General features: G+C 61.8%; 11 protein-coding genes. 4 read left to right on the top strand and 7 right to left on the bottom strand.

The genetic code is table 11. The annotated features are described in order from the left end of the window. Positions 1-92 precede the first annotated feature (92 nt). Both CFE47_RS01390 and CFE47_RS01385 read left to right on the top strand, forming a co-directional pair. A complete protein-coding gene (locus CFE47_RS01390; protein ID WP_286835164.1) occupies positions 93-803 on the top strand; it encodes a histidine phosphatase family protein in 711 nt (236 codons plus the stop codon). Between the two features lie 56 nt (positions 804-859). Further along, the gene (locus tag CFE47_RS01385; protein WP_095016621.1) at positions 860-1,174 is read left to right on the top strand and encodes an SCP2 sterol-binding domain-containing protein; all 315 of its coding nucleotides are present in this window, start codon (positions 860-862) and stop codon (positions 1,172-1,174) included. 104 nt (positions 1,175-1,278) lie between these two features. Here the strand turns inward: CFE47_RS01385 and CFE47_RS01380 are convergent, their stop codons facing one another. After that, complete coding sequence (locus CFE47_RS01380) at positions 1,279-3,918, bottom strand: MGH1-like glycoside hydrolase domain-containing protein (protein ID WP_286835163.1); 2,640 nt, start codon at positions 3,916-3,918, stop codon at positions 1,279-1,281. A 69-nt stretch (positions 3,919-3,987) separates the two neighbouring features. Beyond that, a complete protein-coding gene (locus CFE47_RS01375) occupies positions 3,988-5,397 on the bottom strand; it encodes an OprD family outer membrane porin (protein WP_286835162.1) in 1,410 nt (469 codons plus the stop codon). 288 nt (positions 5,398-5,685) lie between these two features. Between CFE47_RS01375 and hglS the strand changes: the two genes are divergently transcribed. Next, positions 5,686-7,062 (top strand): 2-oxoadipate dioxygenase/decarboxylase HglS, encoded by a 1,377-nt coding sequence (gene hglS / locus CFE47_RS01370; RefSeq protein ID WP_286835161.1) that lies wholly within the window; start codon positions 5,686-5,688, stop codon positions 7,060-7,062. 147 nt (positions 7,063-7,209) lie between these two features. On the opposite strand, the gene CFE47_RS01365 is transcribed toward hglS, so the two are convergent. Continuing rightward, complete coding sequence (locus CFE47_RS01365; protein ID WP_185705421.1) at positions 7,210-7,434, bottom strand: DUF465 domain-containing protein; 225 nt, start codon at positions 7,432-7,434, stop codon at positions 7,210-7,212. A gap of 174 nt (positions 7,435-7,608) precedes the next feature. On the opposite strand from CFE47_RS01365, the gene tkt reads away from it, so the two are divergent. After that, positions 7,609-9,663 carry a transketolase gene (gene tkt / locus CFE47_RS01360; protein ID WP_286835160.1) on the top strand — a complete coding sequence of 685 codons (2,055 nt, stop codon included), beginning with the start codon at positions 7,609-7,611 and terminating at the stop codon, positions 9,661-9,663. A gap of 113 nt (positions 9,664-9,776) precedes the next feature. Here the strand turns inward: tkt and uvrA are convergent, their stop codons facing one another. From uvrA to CFE47_RS01340, 4 genes are all read right to left on the bottom strand, one after another. After that, positions 9,777-12,284 (bottom strand): excinuclease ABC subunit UvrA, encoded by a 2,508-nt coding sequence (uvrA, locus tag CFE47_RS01355; RefSeq protein WP_286835159.1) that lies wholly within the window; start codon positions 12,282-12,284, stop codon positions 9,777-9,779. An 8-nt stretch (positions 12,285-12,292) separates the two neighbouring features. Then, the gene (locus CFE47_RS01350; RefSeq protein ID WP_286835158.1) at positions 12,293-13,993 is read right to left on the bottom strand and encodes an ATP-binding protein; all 1,701 of its coding nucleotides are present in this window, start codon (positions 13,991-13,993) and stop codon (positions 12,293-12,295) included. A 109-nt stretch (positions 13,994-14,102) separates the two neighbouring features. Next, positions 14,103-17,195, bottom strand: a complete 3,093-nt coding sequence (locus CFE47_RS01345) for an error-prone DNA polymerase (RefSeq protein WP_286835157.1) — start codon at positions 17,193-17,195, stop codon at positions 14,103-14,105. Next, positions 17,171-18,586: a Y-family DNA polymerase gene (locus tag CFE47_RS01340; protein ID WP_286835156.1), complete on the bottom strand. Its 1,416-nt coding sequence runs from the start codon at positions 18,584-18,586 to the stop codon at positions 17,171-17,173. Before CFE47_RS01340 ends, CFE47_RS01345 begins: the two co-directional genes overlap by 25 nt. Positions 18,587-18,593 lie beyond the last annotated feature (7 nt).

The raw sequence follows: 18,593 nt of genomic DNA, 5'->3' as shown, positions 1-18,593 counted from the left end.
CGAGCTTTTAAAACAAGCGTATGTTTTTTCATTGACAGCTCGCAGGCATCCTCATAACCTCGCCAGACTTTCAACGTACCGGGAAAACGGACGTGGGCAGCATCTATCTGATTCGACATGGCCAAGCCTCCTTCGGTGCAGACGACTACGACGTGCTGTCGCCCGTTGGCGTGGAGCAAGCCCAAGTGCTGGGTCGCCACCTGGCGGACATGGGCCTGGTGTTCGACCGTTGCGTGGCCGGCGACTTGCGCCGCCAGCAGCACACCGCCACGGCCGCCTTCGATCAGTACAGCGCCCTCGGCCTGCCGGTACCGGCGCTGGAAACCGACAGCGCCTTCAACGAATTCGATGCCGACGCGATCATCCGCGCCCTGCTTCCCGACCTGCTCAATAGCGAACCCGATGCCCTGGAGATCCTGCGCAATGCCGCGCAGAACCGCAGCGAATTCCAGCGCATCTTCGCCTTGATCATCGAACGTTGGCTCGCCGGCACCTACGACCCGCCGGGCCTGGAAAGCTGGCTGGGATTTGTCGAGCGTGTTCAGGGTGGCTTGCAACGCATCCTCGAAGCCGCAGACAACACGCAGAAAATCGCGGTGTTCACCTCCGGCGGCACCATCACTGCCCTGCTCCACCTGATTACCCGGATGCCTGCCGCGCAGGCGTTCGAACTGAACTGGCAAATTGTTAACACCTCGCTCAACCAGCTGAAATTCCGCGGTCGCGAGGTGGCACTGGCTTCCTTCAACGGTCATGCCCACTTGCAACTGTTGAAGGCGCCGCAGCTCATCACGTTCCGATGAACTGCGGCCAACCGTGACCCCAAGGTCACTGGACTCTACCCTAAAGGATCGAAACCATGACTGACGTAGCCAAAGCTGTAGAAGCAATGAAAGCCAAATTCAACCCAGCCGCTGCCGACGGCCTGGACCTGGTGTTCGGTTTCCGTATCGACGACACCCAGAACTTCTCGCTGGTGGTGAAAAACAACACCTGCGAACTGCTGGAAGGCGAAAACCCAGACGCCCAGGTGACCTTGGTGACCGACGGCGAAACCATGGAAGGCATCGTCAGCGGCGAGACCGACGGCATGCAGGCCTTCATGAGCGGCAAACTGCGCACCGAAGGCGACATGATGCTGGCGATGAAGCTGAGCGAGCTGTTCCCAGCTTGATTGACAGCTGATCCTGAATCCCGCCTTTCGAGGCGGGATTTTTTTTGCCCCGAATATTGACGCCTGTAGTGAGCAGGCAATCCGACGGATTGAGTCCGCTTAGGTCATGCAGTTTTGGGTTGCAGTAATAATGCGACCAACGCACTCCACCCCGTCTGATGCGATGCCCCCAACCCACGCCCGGTGTCCCCATGAAAATACTCATGGAACAGCACCAGATCGCGGCTCGCCGGGTCGGCTTCCAACTGTGCATACCCCGCCATCGACGGCCGCAGGCCATTCTCATCTCGCAGAAACAACCCGGTTAGTCGCTGACTAAGGCTGTCAGCCACCTCTTCAAGAGACGACAGATACCCACTGCCTGTCGGGTACTCCACCGAGAAATTGTCCGCGTAGTAGCGGTGAAACTCGCGCAGCGATTCAATCAGCATGTAGTTCACCGGCATCCACAACGGCCCGCGCCAATTGGAGTTGCCGCCGTACAGGCGTGAGTCGGATTCGCCGGGTTGGTAGCTGGCACTCAAGGTGTTGCCGTTCATCTTCAACGCCAGCGGCTGCTCGGCGAAAGCCTTGGACAGTGAGCGCACGCCAAACGTCGACAGGAACTCACGGTCATCCAGCATGCGTCGCAGCAGGTCCTTGGTACGCTCACCCCGCAGCAGCGCCAGCAACAGCCGATTGCCCTGCCCCGGTTCATTCCAGCGTGAAACCAGTTTGGCCAGGTCGGGCCGGTGCTTCATGAAGCCTAATAGCCGTTCGCGCAAACCCTCCAAGCCTTCATGCTCGCGCTGCTCCAACACCAACACGGCGAACAGCGGCATCAGCCCGACGATGGAGCGTAGGCGGACCGGTTCGTTTTGCCCGTCGGGGCGGTGCAGCACGTCGTAGAAAAACAGGTCCTGTTCATCCCACAAGCCTTCGGCGCTATCGTCCACCCGGTTGATGGCGCCGGCGATATACAAGAAGTGTTCGAAAAATTTCACCCCGATATCGACGTAGACCGGATTGCGCTTGGCCAGCTCCAAAGCGATACGCATCAAGTCCAGCGCATACGCCGCCACCCATGCTGTTCCATCTGCCTGGTCGAGCTGATAGCCCTCAGGCAACGTGGCCGAGCGGTCGAACAGGGCGATATTGTCTAACCCGAGGAACCCACCCTGGAACAGGTTGCGCCCCTCGGCGTCCTTGCGGTTGACCCACCAGGAAAAATTCAGCAGCAGCTTGTGGAAAATCCGTTCAAGAAAATCCATATCGCCCACGCCGTTCAGCGCCTTGTCCTGCTGGTATACCCGCCAACTGGCCCACGCGTGCACCGGCGGGTTGGCGTCGTCGAAACGCCACTCATAAGCCGGCAACTGGCCATTGGGGTGCATGAAGCGGTCCTTCACCAGCAATAGCAATTGCTGCTTGGCGTACCCCGGATCGATCAACGCAAACGCCACCGCCTGGAAGCCCTGGTCCCACGAGGCGTACCACGGGTACTCCCAGGTGTCAGGCATCGAGAGAATGTCGAAGTTGGACAGGTGCCGCCAATGGGTATTGCGAATATGCAGGCGCTCGGGCGGCGGTGCAGGCTGGGCCGGGTCGCCGTCGAGCCATTGGTTCACGTCGAAATAATAGAGCTGCTTGGACCACAGCAACCCGGCCAGGGCCTGGCGCTGTACGTTGCGCGCGTCCGCATCGGCGAGGTTGTGTTGCAGTGCGGCGTAGAAGTCGTCGGCTTCCTGGCGGCGTTGTTCGAACAGCTTGCGTGCGTTGACCTCGGGCGCGTCCACGGGCGCGAAACGCAGGTACAGGGTTTTGCTTTCCAGGCCCGCCAGTTCAAGGATAAACCGCGCAGCGACCTTGGTACCGTGGTCACGGCGAATGGCCCCCTCGCGCCCATCCACCACGTAATCATTGATCCCATCCTTGAACGGCCCCGGTGCCGCTTGCCCATCGAGCAATGGATAGTTGCTGTCGTTTTCACAGAACAGCCATTGCACCCCGTTCTGGCCCCAGGCACTCAAGTGACGGTCTGGCAACTCATGATGACGGGCCAGTACGGGCTCGCCCTCCATGCTCAGTTGCGGCCTGGGCGCATCAGCAGTCCAACTCCAGTCATTGCGCGCCCACAATTGAGGCAGTACCTGCAGGCGCGTCGGCTGATCCGAACGGTTGTGTACGGTGACCCGCATGAAGATATCGTCGGGCTGGTGCTTGGCGTATTCGACGCTGACATCGCAATAGCGGTTGTCTTCGAACACTCCGGTATCGAGGATCTCGTACTCGGCGTCGGCCAACCCACGGCGGGCGTTTTCGTTGATCAGGTCGGCGTAGGGGAATGCGGCATGGGGGTATTTGTAGAGCATGCGCATGTAGGCATGGCTCGGTACGCCATCGACGAAAAAGTACAGTTCCTTGACGTCTTCACCGTGGTTGCCCTCGGCGTTGTTCAGGCCGAACAGGCGTTCCTTGAGGATGGTGTCGCGCTCGTTCCACAGAGCCAGGCCCAGGCACCAGCGTTGCGCCTTGTCACTGAAACCGGCCAAGCCATCCTCGCCCCAACGGTAGGCGCGGCTGCGGGCATGTTCATGGGGGAAGTAAGCCCAGGCATCGCCATCGGCGCTGTAGTCTTCGCGCACCGTGCCCCATTGGCGTTCACTTAGGTAAGGGCCCCACTCACGCCAACGCTCGGCCTCTTGGGTTGCCAGGCGCTGGCCTTCAATTGTGTCGAGAATTCGGGTTACGGGCGTGGCCGTCATTGGGTCCTCCATCTCCTACAAAGAGAGGAGCAGTGTAGAACCCATCCACGCCCGTGTGCACATGAAGGTTTAGAAGATTGCGTAGGTGTAGTTGAAGATCAGGCGAGTTTGATCCTGGTCCGCGGTGCCGGTGTTTTTACCGTGATACGTACCGGTACGCAGGGTGGTACCGAAGCCTTTCAGAGGACCGGCTTGCACGACATAGTCCAGGCGGAAGTCGGTTTCGTTTTCCTTCTGGTCAGGGCCACCGGCTACAGCCGACTTGATGTCCTTGCCGTCCAGATACGCCACGGATGCTTTCAGGCCTGGAACGTAGGCTTTGAAGTCATACGCGTATTGGCCAAAGTTGACCTGCTCACCCGCACGGGAGAACTGGCCCACCACGGCATCGGTGAACAGGTAGAAGTCGCTGCCCCCTGCGCCCTGTGCATGTGGATCGGCAAGGCTGCCCTGGTTGACCCAGACGAAGCCGCCATCGCCGCCCACACCGATGTGGCCGAGCATCAGGCTGCTGCCGCCCAATTGGTAAGTGAACGCTGCACTGTAGGTTTTGTTGTCGACTTCGCCGGCGTGCTTGGCATAACCACCGTTGTTGTTGAACTTGTAGCCGGTTTCGCCGTTCTGGCCGTCACTGGTGCTGTCGAAGTAACGCAGGTCGGTCTTGAACGACTGGTCATTGCCCAACGGCAGTACGTGGACCAGGCCGACGTAGTTTTGTTTGTAGAAGTCCTCAAGGTTGGAGTAGTAGTACTGCAACGTCAGGTTTTTCGCGATGGCATTGTCGGAAGAGCCAAAGGGTTTGTAGTCCACACCACCGAACTTGAAGCTGTTGCTGTCGCGGGTGCCGCCGGCAACGCTCAAGCCGGTGGAGTTGCTCGACGCACGGCCCTGGGCGTGGTTCAGCTCACCACCGGTGAAGGTGACGTTGGGAATGTCATTCGACGTCAGGATGCCGCCATCAAAGGTTTGCGGTGCCACGCGGCTGTCGTTGGACACCAGGATTGGCAGTACCGGCGCCAAGCCGCCACCGACGTGCAACTCGGTTTGGGAGATACGGAACTTCACGTTGCCTGCAGCACGGCCGAAGGAATCGGCAGGTTCGGTGCCGTTGTTCTTGGTCGGGAAGAAGCTGTTGCCGTTACCCGACAGGCCTGCGCCTGCGGTGTGGCCATCGCCACCATCAAGGCGCAAGGCACCGAACGCCATCACGTCGAAACCGACGCCAAGGGTGCCTTGGGTGTAGCCGGACTTGTAGTCAAAACGCAGCGCTGTTGCGGTTTCGCGCAGGTCGTTGTTTTTGCCCGAGCGGTTGTCGGCGCTGTAGTACATGGTCCGTGAACTGACGGACGCATGGCTGTCTTCAAGGAAACCGCTGTGACCGGTGCCCGTGCCCAGTGAGCCAAGCCCGAAGTCGTCCGCATAAACTTGTTGTGCAAGAACGGCGGCGGTGATGGATAACGCCAGTGTAGAAATTTTCATTAACGACGGCCCCTAAACATTTTTTTATGTGTGCGATGTGCAAAACGGCGTTTTCATCCCTGCGAACGTAACGATTCTTTCATGCCGGGCGGGGCCGACTCCGTGAAGAATTAGTTAGGAAAACCGCCGGAAAATGAAATTTTCAAAAGGCCGTTTTTTGTCATATTCACGTCATCTCATTCATTTGCAGAATGAAGTCCTGAAGATTCTTCGTTTGCACGCACACCGCCAGCCCAACAAAATCCTGGCATCGGCTATTTCACCGCCCTTGCTATCAGGAATTTTTCTATGCCAACCGCCGCACATATCAGCCCAGACGAGATCCGCAAGGGCTTTTCCAAGGCCATGTCCGATATGTACCGAGATGAAGTTCCACTCTACGGCGCGTTGATGGAGCTGGTAGCCGAGACCAATAACCGCGTGCTCAACAGCGAACCGGAGCTTGCGCAGCAGCTGCAACGCACCGGCGAAATCCAGCGCCTGGACCTCGAACGCCACGGTGCCATCCGCCTAGGCACGCCTTATGAGCTGGCCACCATTGGCCGCCTGTTTGCGGTGATGGGCATGCAGCCGGTGGGCTATTACGACCTGACCCCAGCGGGAGTGCCGGTGCACTCCACCGCCTTTCGCGCCGTGCATGAGCGTGCGCTGCAAACCAGCCCGTTTCGCGTGTTCACCTCATTGCTGCGCCTGGAACTGATCGAAAACCCAGACCTGCGAACCTTTGCCGAAACCGCCTTGGCCAAGCGCGCAATCTTCACCCCCGGCGCCCTGGCGCTGATCGAACAGGCCGAAAACGATGGCGGCCTCAACGCCACCGACGCCGATGAATTCATCCGCCAGGCCCTGGAAACCTTTCGCTGGCACCACACCGCCACCGTCACCAGCGCCCAGTACCAGCAACTCAGCGACCAGCATCGCTTGATCGCCGACGTGGTGGCCTTCAAGGGCCCACATATCAATCACCTGACCCCACGCACCCTGGACATCGACCAGGTCCAGGCCGCCATGCCCGGCAAAGGCATCACCCCCAAGGCCGTGATCGAAGGCCCGCCGCGCCGCCACTGCCCGATTCTGCTGCGCCAGACCAGCTTCAAGGCGCTCGACGAGCCCATCGCCTTCACCGACGCCAAAGGCAGCCACAGCGCACGCTTCGGCGAAATCGAACAGCGCGGCGTGGCGCTCACGCCTAAAGGCCGTGCCCTTTACGACCAATTGCTGAACGCCGCGCGCGACGAACTGGGCGCCTTCCCCAATGAGGGCAACGCCGCGCGCTATATGCAGTTGATGGAGCAACACTTCCAGGCCTTCCCGGACGATCACGCACAGATGCGCGAACAGGGCCTGGCGTACTTCCGCTATTTCCCCACCCAACAAGGCTTGGCGGCACGCGGCACAGCCGCTCAACCGCGCACGCTGGATGCACTGATCGCTGCGGGAGATGTGGAGGTGGAACCGTTGGTGTACGAAGATTTCCTGCCGGTAAGTGCAGCGGGGATCTTCCAGTCGAACCTGGGGGATGCGGCGCAGAGTCACTACGCAGCCAATTCGAACCAGGCCGAGTTCGAGAAGGCGCTGGGTCGCCGGACGATTGATGAACTCAAGCTGTATGAGCAGACGCAACAGCGCTCGATGGATGAATGCACCCAAGCGCTGCTGGCATAAAAGAAGGTGCCCGCCCGGCTCACCAGCGCAATCCTTGCGCCGCAACAGTCCCCAGAGCCGGGTGGACGGTGGGCATCATAGGGAGCGAATCGAACGCTGTCCCTTAGACAATTCTGAACAAATATGACCAGATGCCGGAACGTTGGCTCAACCCAACTGCTCCACAATCTTGTCTTTGACCAACAGCCGCTTTTTCTTCAGCTTCTCCACATCCTCATCGCTGGCGCTTGCCGATTCCGCCTTCAACACCTCCCCGTCGGCGGCGTCGTACTGAGTGAGCAGTGAGTCCAGGCGTTTGTCGCTCGCCCTGCGTTCGTGAACGACTTCCTTGCTCAACCCCAAGTCCTGATACAGGTCGTGTTTCACTGGCATGACGTACCTCCGCATGTTGATCAATGGCCTACGCCCTTGAAGCTAGACCATTGCGAGGGGTCTTGTCATGTCCGAGGTCAATACGCTCCGTTCGTCGCTGCGTGCGCGTTGGGATCAAACCTTTACCCCGCCCTGCCCTCCACTCTAGATAGCCACCCGAGGGAGACCGGTTTCATGACTCACGCCGCCACCGCAGTCGACACCCAATGCATCAACACAATCCGCACCTTGGCGATGGACGCCGTGCAAAAGGCCAACTCGGGCCACCCCGGCACGCCCATGGGCTTGGCGCCGGTGGGGTATACGTTGTGGAGCCGGTTCCTGCGTTACCACCCCGAACATCCCGACTGGCCCAACCGCGACCGCTTTGTGTTGTCGGTGGGGCATGCCTCGATGTTGTTGTATTCGCTGCTGCATCTGGCCGGTGTGGTTGAAATTGACGCCCACGGCAAGCGCTCGGGCCTGCCGGCGATCAGCCTGGACGATATCAAGCAGTTCCGGCAAATGGGTTCCAAGACCCCCGGCCACCCTGAGTACCGCATGACCACGGGCGTGGAAACCACCACCGGCCCCCTCGGCCAGGGCTGCGCCAACAGCGTGGGCATGGCCATGGCCGGGCGCTGGTTGGGGGAGCGCTTCAACCGTGATGGCCAGGTGCTGTTCGACTACAACGTCTACTCCCTGTGCGGTGATGGCGACATGATGGAAGGCATCAGCAGCGAAGCGGCGTCGATGGCCGGGCACTTGAAGCTGGATAACCTGTGCTGGATTTACGACAACAACACCATCAGCATCGAAGGCCACACCGAACTGGCCTTCAGCGAGGATGTGATCAAGCGCTTCCAGGCGTATGGCTGGCACACGTTGCATGTCACGGATGCCAACGATCTGGCTGCGTTGAGTACGGCCCTGGAAACCTTCAAGACCAACACCGGCGCGCCCACTCTGATCGTGGTCGACAGCGTGATCGGCTACGGTTCGCCCCACAAGCACAACACCGCCGCGGCCCATGGTGAGCCATTGGGTGATGAAGAAATTCGCCTGACCAAGGCCGCCTATGGCTGGCCCGAGGATTCCAGCTTCCTGGTGCCTGATGAAGCGCGCACGGTACTGCGCAACGCGCTACTCACACGTGCCGAGCCGCTGTATCAACAATGGAACCAGACCCTGGCGAACCTCGACCCGCAACGGGCGGATGAACTGCAGCGGATGCGCGCCGGGGAAATGCCCGAGCAATGGCAGGCCCATCTACCCAGCTTCGCGGCTGACGCAAAGGGCATCGCCAGCCGCGCGTCTGGCGGCGAGGTGCTGAATGCCTTTGCGCAACACATCCCCTGGCTGCTGGGCGGGTCGGCGGACTTGTCACCCTCGACCAAGACCAATCTAACGTTCGACGGCGCTGGGCGTTTCAGTGCCGAGGACTACAGCGGCCGCAACCTGCATTTCGGCATCCGCGAACACGCCATGGGAGCGATTGCCAATGGCATGGCGTTGTCTTACCTGCGGCCTTACACCTCGACCTTCCTGGTGTTCAGCGACTACATGAAACCGCCGATCCGCCTGGCAGCCATCATGGAATTGCCGGTGGTGTTCGTGTTTACCCACGACTCGATCGGCGTAGGTGAAGACGGCCCAACACACCAGCCAATCGAGCACCTGACCCAATTGCGCGCAACACCGGGGTTGTTGACCCTACGCCCTGGCGACGCGAATGAAACCCTGGAGCTGTGGAAGGTCGCGCTCGCGCAAACTCATCGGCCAAGCTGCCTGGTGTTGTCGCGCCAGGCGCTGCCGACGCTGGATCGGACCAAGTACGCTTCGGCGTCGGGGGCCGCCAAGGGTGCCTACGTGTTGGCTGGCGCGGATAAGCCGCAGGTGATTCTGTTGGCAACGGGCAGTGAAGTCAGCCTAGCGGTGGCGGCCTATGAGCAATTGAAAAACGAAGGGGTTGCCGCGCAAGTGGTTTCAATGCCCAGTTGGGAGCTGTTCGAAGACCAGGACCAAGCGTATCGCGACAGCGTTTTACCGCCAGCGGTCACGGCGCGGGTTGTGGTGGAACAGGCAGGTCCCTTGGGTTGGGACCGGTATGTGGGGCAGACCGGAGCCAAAGTGGTGATGAACAGCTTCGGCGCGTCGGCACCGCTGGCCAAATTGCAGGAGAAGTTTGGGTTCACCGTTGAGCATGTAGTGAAACAGGCCAAAGCGCAGATCCAACTGACCCAACACTGATCAAAATGTGGGAGCGGGCTTGCTCGCGAATGCTGTAGTTCAGTACCAGATGCAGTGACTGACACCCTGCATTCGCGAGCAAGCCCGCTCCCACCTTTGATCTGCATTGTCTGCTAGATAAGCTCGCGGGCCAGGAAGGGTGCGGTGCGGCTGGCTTTGCTTTTGGCGACTTTCTGCGGCTTGCCGCAAACAACGACCTTGCCCCCCAAGTCCCCCGCCCCCGGGCCGATATCGATCACCCAATCACTCTGCGCGACTACGCGCATTTCATGCTCGACCACAACCACCGTATGCCCAGCCTCCACCAAGTGATTCAACTGGCTGAGCAAACGGTCCACGTCCCGTGGATGCAAGCCAGTGGTCGGCTCATCCAGCACATACAAGGTGGCGCCCCGTGCATTGCGTTGCAGTTCAGTGGCCAGCTTGATGCGCTGCGCTTCACCGCCGGACAACTCTGTAGCCGGCTGACCCAGGCGCAGATACCCCAAGCCGATATCGCGCAGTACCTGCAATGAGCGCAGCACCCCAGGCTGCTCGGCGAACACTTCGACTGCCTGCTCCACCGTCAACCCCAGCACTTGGGCGATGTTCAAGCCTTGCCATTGGATCGCCAGGGTCTCGGGGTTGTAGCGCGCACCGTGACAGGTGGGGCATGGCGCATACACGCTGGGCATGAACAGCAACTCGACGCTGACAAAACCTTCGCCTTCACAGTTGGGGCAACGGCCCTTGGCGACGTTGAAGGAGAACTGCCCGGCGTCGTAGTGACGTTTCTTGGCCGCCGGCGTGGAGGCAAACAGTTTGCGTACGTTGTCGAACAACCCAGTGTAGGTCGCCAGGTTGGAACGAGGCGTGCGACCGATGGGCTTCTGGTCCACTTGCACCAGGCGTCGGACGTGCTCCAGCCCGGCGCTGATTCGCCCGCCACTGGCTTGCGGTGCGTCATCTTCAAGGCTCGGTTCTTCGTCGTTTTCCAGCACGCGCCCCAGGCCACTGCCAACCAGCTCCAGCAGCGCCTGGCTGACCAGGCTGGACTTGCCCGAGCCAGAAATTCCGGTCACCGCAGTGAAGCAGCCCAACGGGAAATCCACGTTCAGGTCCTTGAGGTTATTGCGCGTCACGCCTTCCAACTTCAACCAGCCGCTGGGCTCGCGACGCACCGGGGTCGACACGCGCTTTTCGGCAAACAAATACTCGCGGGTCTGTGACGCTTCAATCTCTGCCAAACCGGCCGGTGGCCCGCTGTACAACACTTGCCCACCGTGCTCGCCGGCCGCCGGGCCGACATCGATCAGCCAGTCGGCGCGGCGCATGGTTTCCAGGTCATGCTCCACCACAAACAACGAATTGCCTGCTGCTTTCAACCGATCCAACGCGCTAAACAACGCCTCACCATCGGCGGGGTGCAAGCCAGCGGAGGGTTCGTCCAGCACGTAGATCACGCCGAACAACTGCGAGCCCAATTGCGTGGCCAACCGCAACCGCTGCAACTCTCCGGACGACAAGGTCGGTGTACTGCGCTCAAGGGACAGGTAGCCCAAGCCCAACTCGGTCAAAGTACTGACGCGCTCCAACAAGTCCTGGGCAATGCGTTGCGCCGCCAAGCGTTTTTCCACGGACAGTTTCATCTTGTCCTGCCCCGCCGCCACCGGGCGCAGCAGGTCGGCCAACTGTGCCAGCGACAGTTGCGACAGCTCACCAATGTCCACCCCGGCAAACTTCACCGACAGCGCGGCCTTGTTGAGGCGCTTGCCCGCGCACGACGGGCAGGCGCTGCCCTGCATGAACTGCGACACGCGCTTTTTCATCAGCGCACTTTGAGTGTGGGTGAAGGTGTGCAAGACATAACGCCGTGCGCCCATGAACGTGCCCTGGTAGCTCGGCTCCAGCTTGCGTTTCAACGCATCGCGGGTTTGTTCCGGGGTGAAGCCCGCATACACCGGTGCAGTCGGGGTTTCTTCGGTGAACAGGATCCAGTCGCGCTGCTTTTTCGGCAGGTCGCGCCACGGGATGTCCACGTCATAACCCAAGGTCACCAGGATGTCGCGTTGGTTCTGGCCCTGCCACGCGAGCGGCCAAGACGCCACCGCGCGCTGGCGGATGGTCAGCGAGGGGTCGGGCACCATCAGCGCTTCAGTCACTTCATACACACGCCCCAGGCCGTGGCACTGGGGACAAGCGCCTTGTGGCAGGTTGGGCGAAAAGTCCTCGGCATACAGCATCGCCTGCCCCGGCGGGTAACTGCCAGCACGGGAATACAACATGCGGATCAGGCTCGACAAGGTGGTAACACTGCCCACCGACGAGCGCGCACTCGGCGTGCCGCGCTGTTGTTGCAGGGCCACGGCGGGTGGCAGGCCTTCGATGGAATCCACGTCCGGTACGCCGACCTGATCAATCAGCCGCCGCGCATACGGCGCCACCGACTCGAAATACCGCCGCTGCGCCTCGGCATACACCGTGGAAAACGCCAGGGACGACTTGCCCGAACCCGATACCCCGGTGAACACCACCAGGGCATCGCGGGGAATGTCCACATCGACGTTGCGCAGGTTGTGTTCGCGGGCGCCACGCACCCGCACGAAACCGAGGTGTTGGGGGATGTTGCGCTGTGAAGTCATGGTCAACCTTATCGAGCGGTGAGCACGCTGCGCACCCGTTGCGTCAGGGCTTCGGGGCTGTAGGGTTTGCTCAGCAAATGAATATCGGGGCTCAGCAGGTGATTGCTGGAAAGGATGTCGCGGGTGTGGCCGGAGGTGAACAGCACCGCCACCGGCGGGTGTTGCGCGCGGGCCCAGTCGGCCAGGTCGGTACTCTTGAGGCGGCCAGGCATGACCACATCGGTAAAAATCAGGTCGGGCTGCAAGCCGCCTTCCAGCGCCAGCATCGCGCGGTCGCCGTCTTCGGCGGTGAGTACGGTGTAGCCCGACTGTTCCAGCAACTCGACGACGGTCAGGCGCACACCTTCGTTGTCTTCCACCACCAGGATGGTTTCCTGTCCGCCGCTGTGTGGCACCTGGTCGATAGGCACATCGAAGCTTTCCGGGTCCAGGCTATGGGGGAAATACATCTGCACCACCGAGCCCTTGCCCTCCTCGCTCCACATCTCCACATGCCCGCCGCTCTGGCGCACAAAGCCAAATACCATGCTCAGGCCCAGGCCGGTGCCGTGGCCTTCGCGCTTGGTGGTGAAAAACGGTTCAAACGCGCGCTTGAGGATTGAAGGCGGCATGCCGACGCCGGTGTCCGTCACCGCCAGGCGCACATACTCGCCGGGCTTGATGCTTTTACCCGCGCAATCGGCGGGGTTGAGGATAATGTTTTCGCCGGTAATCCGAATCACGCCCTCGCCCTTCATGGCGTCGCGGGCATTGATCGCCAGGTTGAGCAGCGCGTTTTCCAGTTGGTTGCGGTCGACGTTGATGCACCAGGAGTCCTGGGGCAGTTGCACGTCGATATGGATGGTTTCGCCCAGCGCCCGTTGCAGCAGTTCGCCCAGGCCCGCGTAGATGCGCTGCGGGTTGTAGACGGCAGGCGACAACGGTTGGCGCCGGGCAAACGCGAGCAGTTGCGACGACAGCTTGGCACCGCGCTCCACGGCCGCAATGGCCGCCGTCACACGGCGCTGCACCTGGGCGTTATCCGGCTCATGACGGGCCAGCAGGTGCAGGTTGCCGGCGATCACCTGCAGCAGGTTATTGAAGTCGTGGGCCACGCCACCGGTGAGGCCGCCGATGGCCTCCAGCTTCTGCGACTGGCGCAACTGGTCCTCGGCGGCGGAGCGCGCTTGCACCTCGGCGGCTACCCGCTGCTCCAGGTTATGGGTCAGTTCCTGGCGCAGGCGTTCTGAGTGCACGTGTTCAGTGGTTTCCACCACAATTGCCAACACACCGGCCGGCTGCTGGTTATCGCCAGCGACCGGGCTGTAGTAGAGGTCCAGCCACACATTCTCCGGTTTGCCATTACGCAACAGCACCAGGTCCTTGTTGTTGAACGACAGAGTGCCGCCCGCCAGGCAGGTGTCCACCACATGCCGATTGAAATCGGCCACTTCCGGCCAACCCAGCTCCACCGGCGTGCCCAGCAAATAAGGGTGCCGACCACCCGCAAACGCTGAATAACTGTCGTTGTAGATCATGTAGCCCAACCGCCCCCACAGCATCACCATCGGCACAGGCGACGCCAACATCATCTGCACGGTGCACGCCAGGCTGGTGGACCAGCGGTCGATGGGGCCCAGGTCAGTGGCCGACCAATCGAACGCGCGGATCCGCTGGGCCATTTCACCGGCCCAGCCTTCACAGCCGTGGGGGTTGGATAAGAATTGCATCGTTGGGCTCTGCGCAAAGGGAAGACGGTCGCAAAATTTGGAGCGCACCACGGGCGGATGGTTTCATCCGGTATAACTTAGGGGGTTACGGGCGCAGACGCCACTGGCCTCAATGAAAATCCCGACTGCGCACATTAATCCCTTCCAGCAGCGGCGTCAGGTCGGTAAGGCGCCCCGCGATCAGGTGCCGTACCTCGCCCACCGCCTCCCAGCGCCCGTCCACTTTCAGCAGCCGCGAGCCCACCAGTGCCTGGCGCTGGCGTTCGGCCAGGTCGCGCCATACCACCACATTGAGGTTACCGAATTCATCTTCCAGGGTGACAAAGGTCACGCCACTTGCGGTGCCTGGGCGCTGGCGACCGGTGACCAACCCCGCGACGCTGACAGTGCGCCCGTGCTCCACCGCCATCAATTCAAGAGAGCTGCGGCAACGTCGCTTACGCAGCTCGGCGCGCAACAACGCCAACGGATGCGGACCAAGAGTGGTACCGACGGTGGCGTAGTCCGCCTGCAGGTCTTCACCCACCGTCGGTGCCGGCAGCTCCACCACCGCTTCATCGGGGCTGGGCAAGCCGGCAAACAATCCAAGCTGCTTGTGCACCCCCGCCACTTCCCAGCGCGCCTTGTGTCGGTTACCGGCCAACGCACGCAAGGCCCCCGAATCCGCCAACAGTGCTTGAGCGCGAGCATCCAGCCCGGCACGCTCATCCAGGTCGGCGATGTCGCTGAATACCTGGCGCTGACGCACCGCCTCGATGCGCCGCCCATCCTCTTCGCGAAACCCCGAGATCATGCGCAAGCCCATACGAATCGCCGGTTGCTGGCCGTCGATGGGCTCCAGGCTGCAATCCCAGTCGCTGGCCAGCACGTCCACCGGGCGGATCTGCAGTTTGTGGCGCCGCGCATCCTGCAGAATCTGATCCGGGCTGTAGAAACCCATGGGCCAGCTGTTGATCAGCGCGCAGGCGAAGGCCGCCGGTTCATGGCACTTGAGCCAGCAACTGGCGTAGGTCAGCAAGGCAAAACTGGCAGCGTGGGATTCGGGAAAACCATAGCTGCCAAAGCCTTTGATCTGCTCAAAAATCTGCGCGGCAAACGCTTCGCTGTAGCCATTTTTCAGCATGCCGGTGCGCAGGCGCTCTTGATGCGGCTCCAGGCCGCCGTGGCGTTTCCAGGCCGCCATGGAGCGGCGCAATTGATCGGCCTCGCCGGGGCCGTAGTCGGCAGCGACCATGGCGATCTGCATCACTTGCTCCTGGAACAGCGGGATGCCCAGGGTGCGTTCCAGCACGGCTTTGAGTTCCGGTGAAGGATAGGTTTCGGGTTCTTCCTTGTTCCGCCGCCGTAAGTACGGGTGCACCATGCCGCCCTGGATCGGCCCGGGCCGCACGATGGCGACCTCGATCACCAAGTCATAGAACTTCTGCGGCTTGAGCCTGGGCAACATCGACATCTGCGCCCGCGATTCAATCTGGAACACGCCGATGGTGTCGGCCTTGCTGATCATCGCGTAAGTGGCGGCGTCTTCCTTGGGAATGCTCGCCAGGGCCAGGTCACGATTACGATGGCGGCGCAGCAAGTCAAAGCAGCGGCGGATCGCGCTGAGCATGCCCAGCGCCAGGATGTCCACCTTGAGCAGACCGACCGCATCCAGGTCGTCCTTGTCCCACTGGATGATGGTGCGCTCGGCCATGGCGGCATTTTCCACCGGCACCAGGGTGTCCAGCGGGTATTCGGAGATCACAAAGCCGCCAGGGTGCTGGGACAGGTGCCGGGGGAAGCCGATCAACTGCTGGGTAAGCGTGAGCACGCGGCGCAGCAGCGGGCTTTCGGGGTCGAAGCCGCCTTCACGCAAACGCTCCAGTGGCGGCGCATCCTCGCTCCAGCGTCCGCAGCAGTCGGCCAGGGCGTTGATCTGGTCCGGCGGCAAGCCCAGGGCCTTGGCCACATCGCGCACCGCGCCAGCGGCGTGGTAACTGCTGACCACCGCCGTCAGCGCCGCGCGGGTGCGGCCATAGCGCTGGAACACGTACTGCAGCACTTCTTCGCGACGCTCGTGTTCGAAGTCCACGTCAATGTCCGGTGGCTCGTTGCGCTCGCGGGACAGGAAGCGTTCGAACAACATGTTCATCAGGCTGGGGTCGATCTCGGTGATGCCCAGGGCAAAACACACCGCCGAGTTGGCCGCCGAACCCCGCCCCTGGCACAGGATCGAGCGGCTGCGGGCGAAGCGCACAATGTCGTGCACGGTGAGGAAGTAGCTCTCGTAACCCAACTCGCTGATCAGCTCCAGCTCATTGTTGATCTGCTGCAAGGTCTTGGTATCCACGCCCTCTGGCCAACGTTGGGCGATGCCTTCTTCGGTCACCGCGCGCAGCCAGGATTTGGCATCGTGACCAGCGGGCACCAACTCGCGCGGGTAGTGGTAGCGCAACTGGCTGAGGTCGAAGGTGCAGCGGCCGGCGATGGCCTGGGTTTCATCGAGCAAGGCCTGCGGGTACAACGCGGCCAAGGCATCCAGACTGCGCACATGCCGCTCGCCATTGGGGTGCAGGCGCGTGCCGGCTTCGGCCACTGGTACGTGATGTCGGATGGCGGTCATGGTGTCTTGCAGGGCACGGCGGCCACGGGCATGCATGTGCACATCGCCACAGGCCACCGCCGGGATGTGCAGGCTGGCAGCCAACTGCAAACGTTGCTCCAAATGACGCGCATCGTCCTGGCCGCAGTGCAGGTGCACCGCCAGCCACAGGCGTTCGCCGAAGGTGCGGCGCAGCCATTGGATATCGGCCTGGGTGTTGCTGTCTTCGGCGACCCACAGTGCCAACAAGCCGGGCAGTGGTTGTTCGAAGTCCTCTTGCAGCAGGCGGTAACTGCCCTTTTCTGCACGGCGTCGGGCCAGGGTGATCAAGCGACACAGGTGCTGGTAGCCACTGAGGTCTTCCACCAGCAGCACCAGTTTCGGACCGTTTTCGAGGCGCATCTCACTGCCGATAATCAGCGGTAACTCCACCGCTTTCGCCGCTTGCCAGGCGCGCACGATGCCCGACAACGTGCATTCATCGGTGATCGCCAGCGCGCTGTAGCCCTGATGCTTGGCACGCTCGAACAACTCCAGCGCACTCGACGCACCACGCTGGAAGCTGAAATTGGACAGGCAATGCAGCTCGGCGTAGCTCATGCAAACCAGCCTTGCAGCCACAGCTCATCGCCCTGCCCTACAGTGCGGAACGCCCAGCCTTGTTGGCCGGCGCGGGTTTGGACCAGGTAGTAGTCACGACGAATATCGGCACCGTCCCACCAGCCGGACTCGATGCGCTCCGGGCCCATCAGGACCTGTAGGCCGTGCTCGGTCAGCAAGGTCGGCTCGTGCAACAACCAACCGGGACGCTGGACTTTATTCAGGGTTGTCCCAGGACGGCTGTCAGTCGCCGCTTGCCAGGCGCACTCGGGGCGATGGTCGGCGTGAAAACGCAGGCCTTGTACGGCCTCATCCCCCAGGCGCGCGCGCAGGCGTTCACGCAGTTGCTCCCAAGGCAGGGTCTGTTGCGGGCGGTCGTCGAACAGATCCTGGCGCTGCGGCACGAACACCGGCAGGTCCTGGGCCACCAGGCGAAAGCCGCGCACGGGTGACGTCACCTGTACTTGCTCCAGGCGCCCACGGGCCAACTCGAACAGCATCGCCGGCTCACGCTCGGCACTGAGCAGGCCGACCTTGATCACACTGTCGGGTGTCTGGGCATGTTCCAGGTGCAGGTCAAAACGCTGCACACCACTGTCGCGCCCGCACAGGAACGCAGACAGGTCACCGGTCAAGCGCCGCAGGGGAAACAGCAGGGCCTGATGGGATTGCACGTCGTAATTCAACTCGATGCGCACATCGAACTGTTCCGGCGGCTGATAGAACGCCAAGGCCAGCGGGCGCTGCCCGGCCAAGGCATCCAAGTGCTTGAGCAGGTCGGCCTCGAAACGCCGCGCCAAGGTGTGCCGGGGCAACGCCTGCACCTGGGCCAGGGTGCGCAGGCCCATGCGCGACAAGGCGGTAGCCGCCTGCGGGTCAAGACCGGCACGGTCGATGGGCAATGGCGCCAGCGCCTGCATCAACTGTTCATCATCGGCCACCGCCAGGCCATCGTAGAGATTCGCCAGCACCCGCGCTGCCGCCGGGTTCGGCGCGGCGACGATGCGGTGACGAAAACCCAGCTCGGTCAGCTCCTTGCGCAAGCGTGCTTCAAACTGCGGCCATGGCCCGAACAATCCCAGGCTCGACTCGATCTCGAACAGCAAGGCTCGTGGGTAATACAGGCTGACCTGAGAGCTGAAACGGTAGGCCCAGGCCGCGAGAAACTGCTGCCAGCGCTCAATCTCGGCGGGGTCGTATTCGGCGCTGGCGAAGGTCTTGGCCAGGGCATGGGCGGCGGTCAGGGATTGCCCTGGGCGCAGGCCCAAGGCACGGGCCGCCTCGTTGACGGTTTGCAACACGCGCCGCTGCGGCGTACCGGCCAGCAGGGCCAGGGGCTGGTCCGGCTCGGGATGCGCACGCTGCACCCCGTCCAGCGCCAATTGCGGGAAGACAATACACACCCAGCGCATGGCAACC

The sequence above is a fragment of the Pseudomonas sp. PGPPP1 genome (assembly GCF_002255865.1).
GTDB lineage: Bacteria > Pseudomonadota > Gammaproteobacteria > Pseudomonadales > Pseudomonadaceae > Aquipseudomonas > Aquipseudomonas cremoris.
The sequence above is the reverse complement of the archived record's forward strand: the minus strand, read 5'-3'. Positions and strand labels throughout refer to the sequence as shown.

Bases quoted from the DNA above. Each gene is read 5' to 3' on its own strand.
- CFE47_RS01350 (WP_286835158.1), bottom strand. From the start codon at position 13,993: ATGCAATTCTTATCCAACCCCCACGGCTGTGAAGGCTGGGCCGGTGAA.
- CFE47_RS01380 (WP_286835163.1), bottom strand. From the start codon at position 3,918: ATGACGGCCACGCCCGTAACCCGAATTCTCGACACAATTGAAGGCCAG.
- tkt (WP_286835160.1), top strand. From the start codon at position 7,609: ATGACTCACGCCGCCACCGCAGTCGACACCCAATGCATCAACACAATC.
- uvrA (WP_286835159.1), bottom strand. From the start codon at position 12,284: ATGACTTCACAGCGCAACATCCCCCAACACCTCGGTTTCGTGCGGGTG.
- CFE47_RS01375 (WP_286835162.1), bottom strand. From the start codon at position 5,397: ATGAAAATTTCTACACTGGCGTTATCCATCACCGCCGCCGTTCTTGCA.
- CFE47_RS01385 (WP_095016621.1), top strand. From the start codon at position 860: ATGACTGACGTAGCCAAAGCTGTAGAAGCAATGAAAGCCAAATTCAAC.
- hglS (WP_286835161.1), top strand. From the start codon at position 5,686: ATGCCAACCGCCGCACATATCAGCCCAGACGAGATCCGCAAGGGCTTT.
- CFE47_RS01365 (WP_185705421.1), bottom strand. From the start codon at position 7,434: ATGCCAGTGAAACACGACCTGTATCAGGACTTGGGGTTGAGCAAGGAA.
- CFE47_RS01340 (WP_286835156.1), bottom strand. From the start codon at position 18,586: ATGCGCTGGGTGTGTATTGTCTTCCCGCAATTGGCGCTGGACGGGGTG.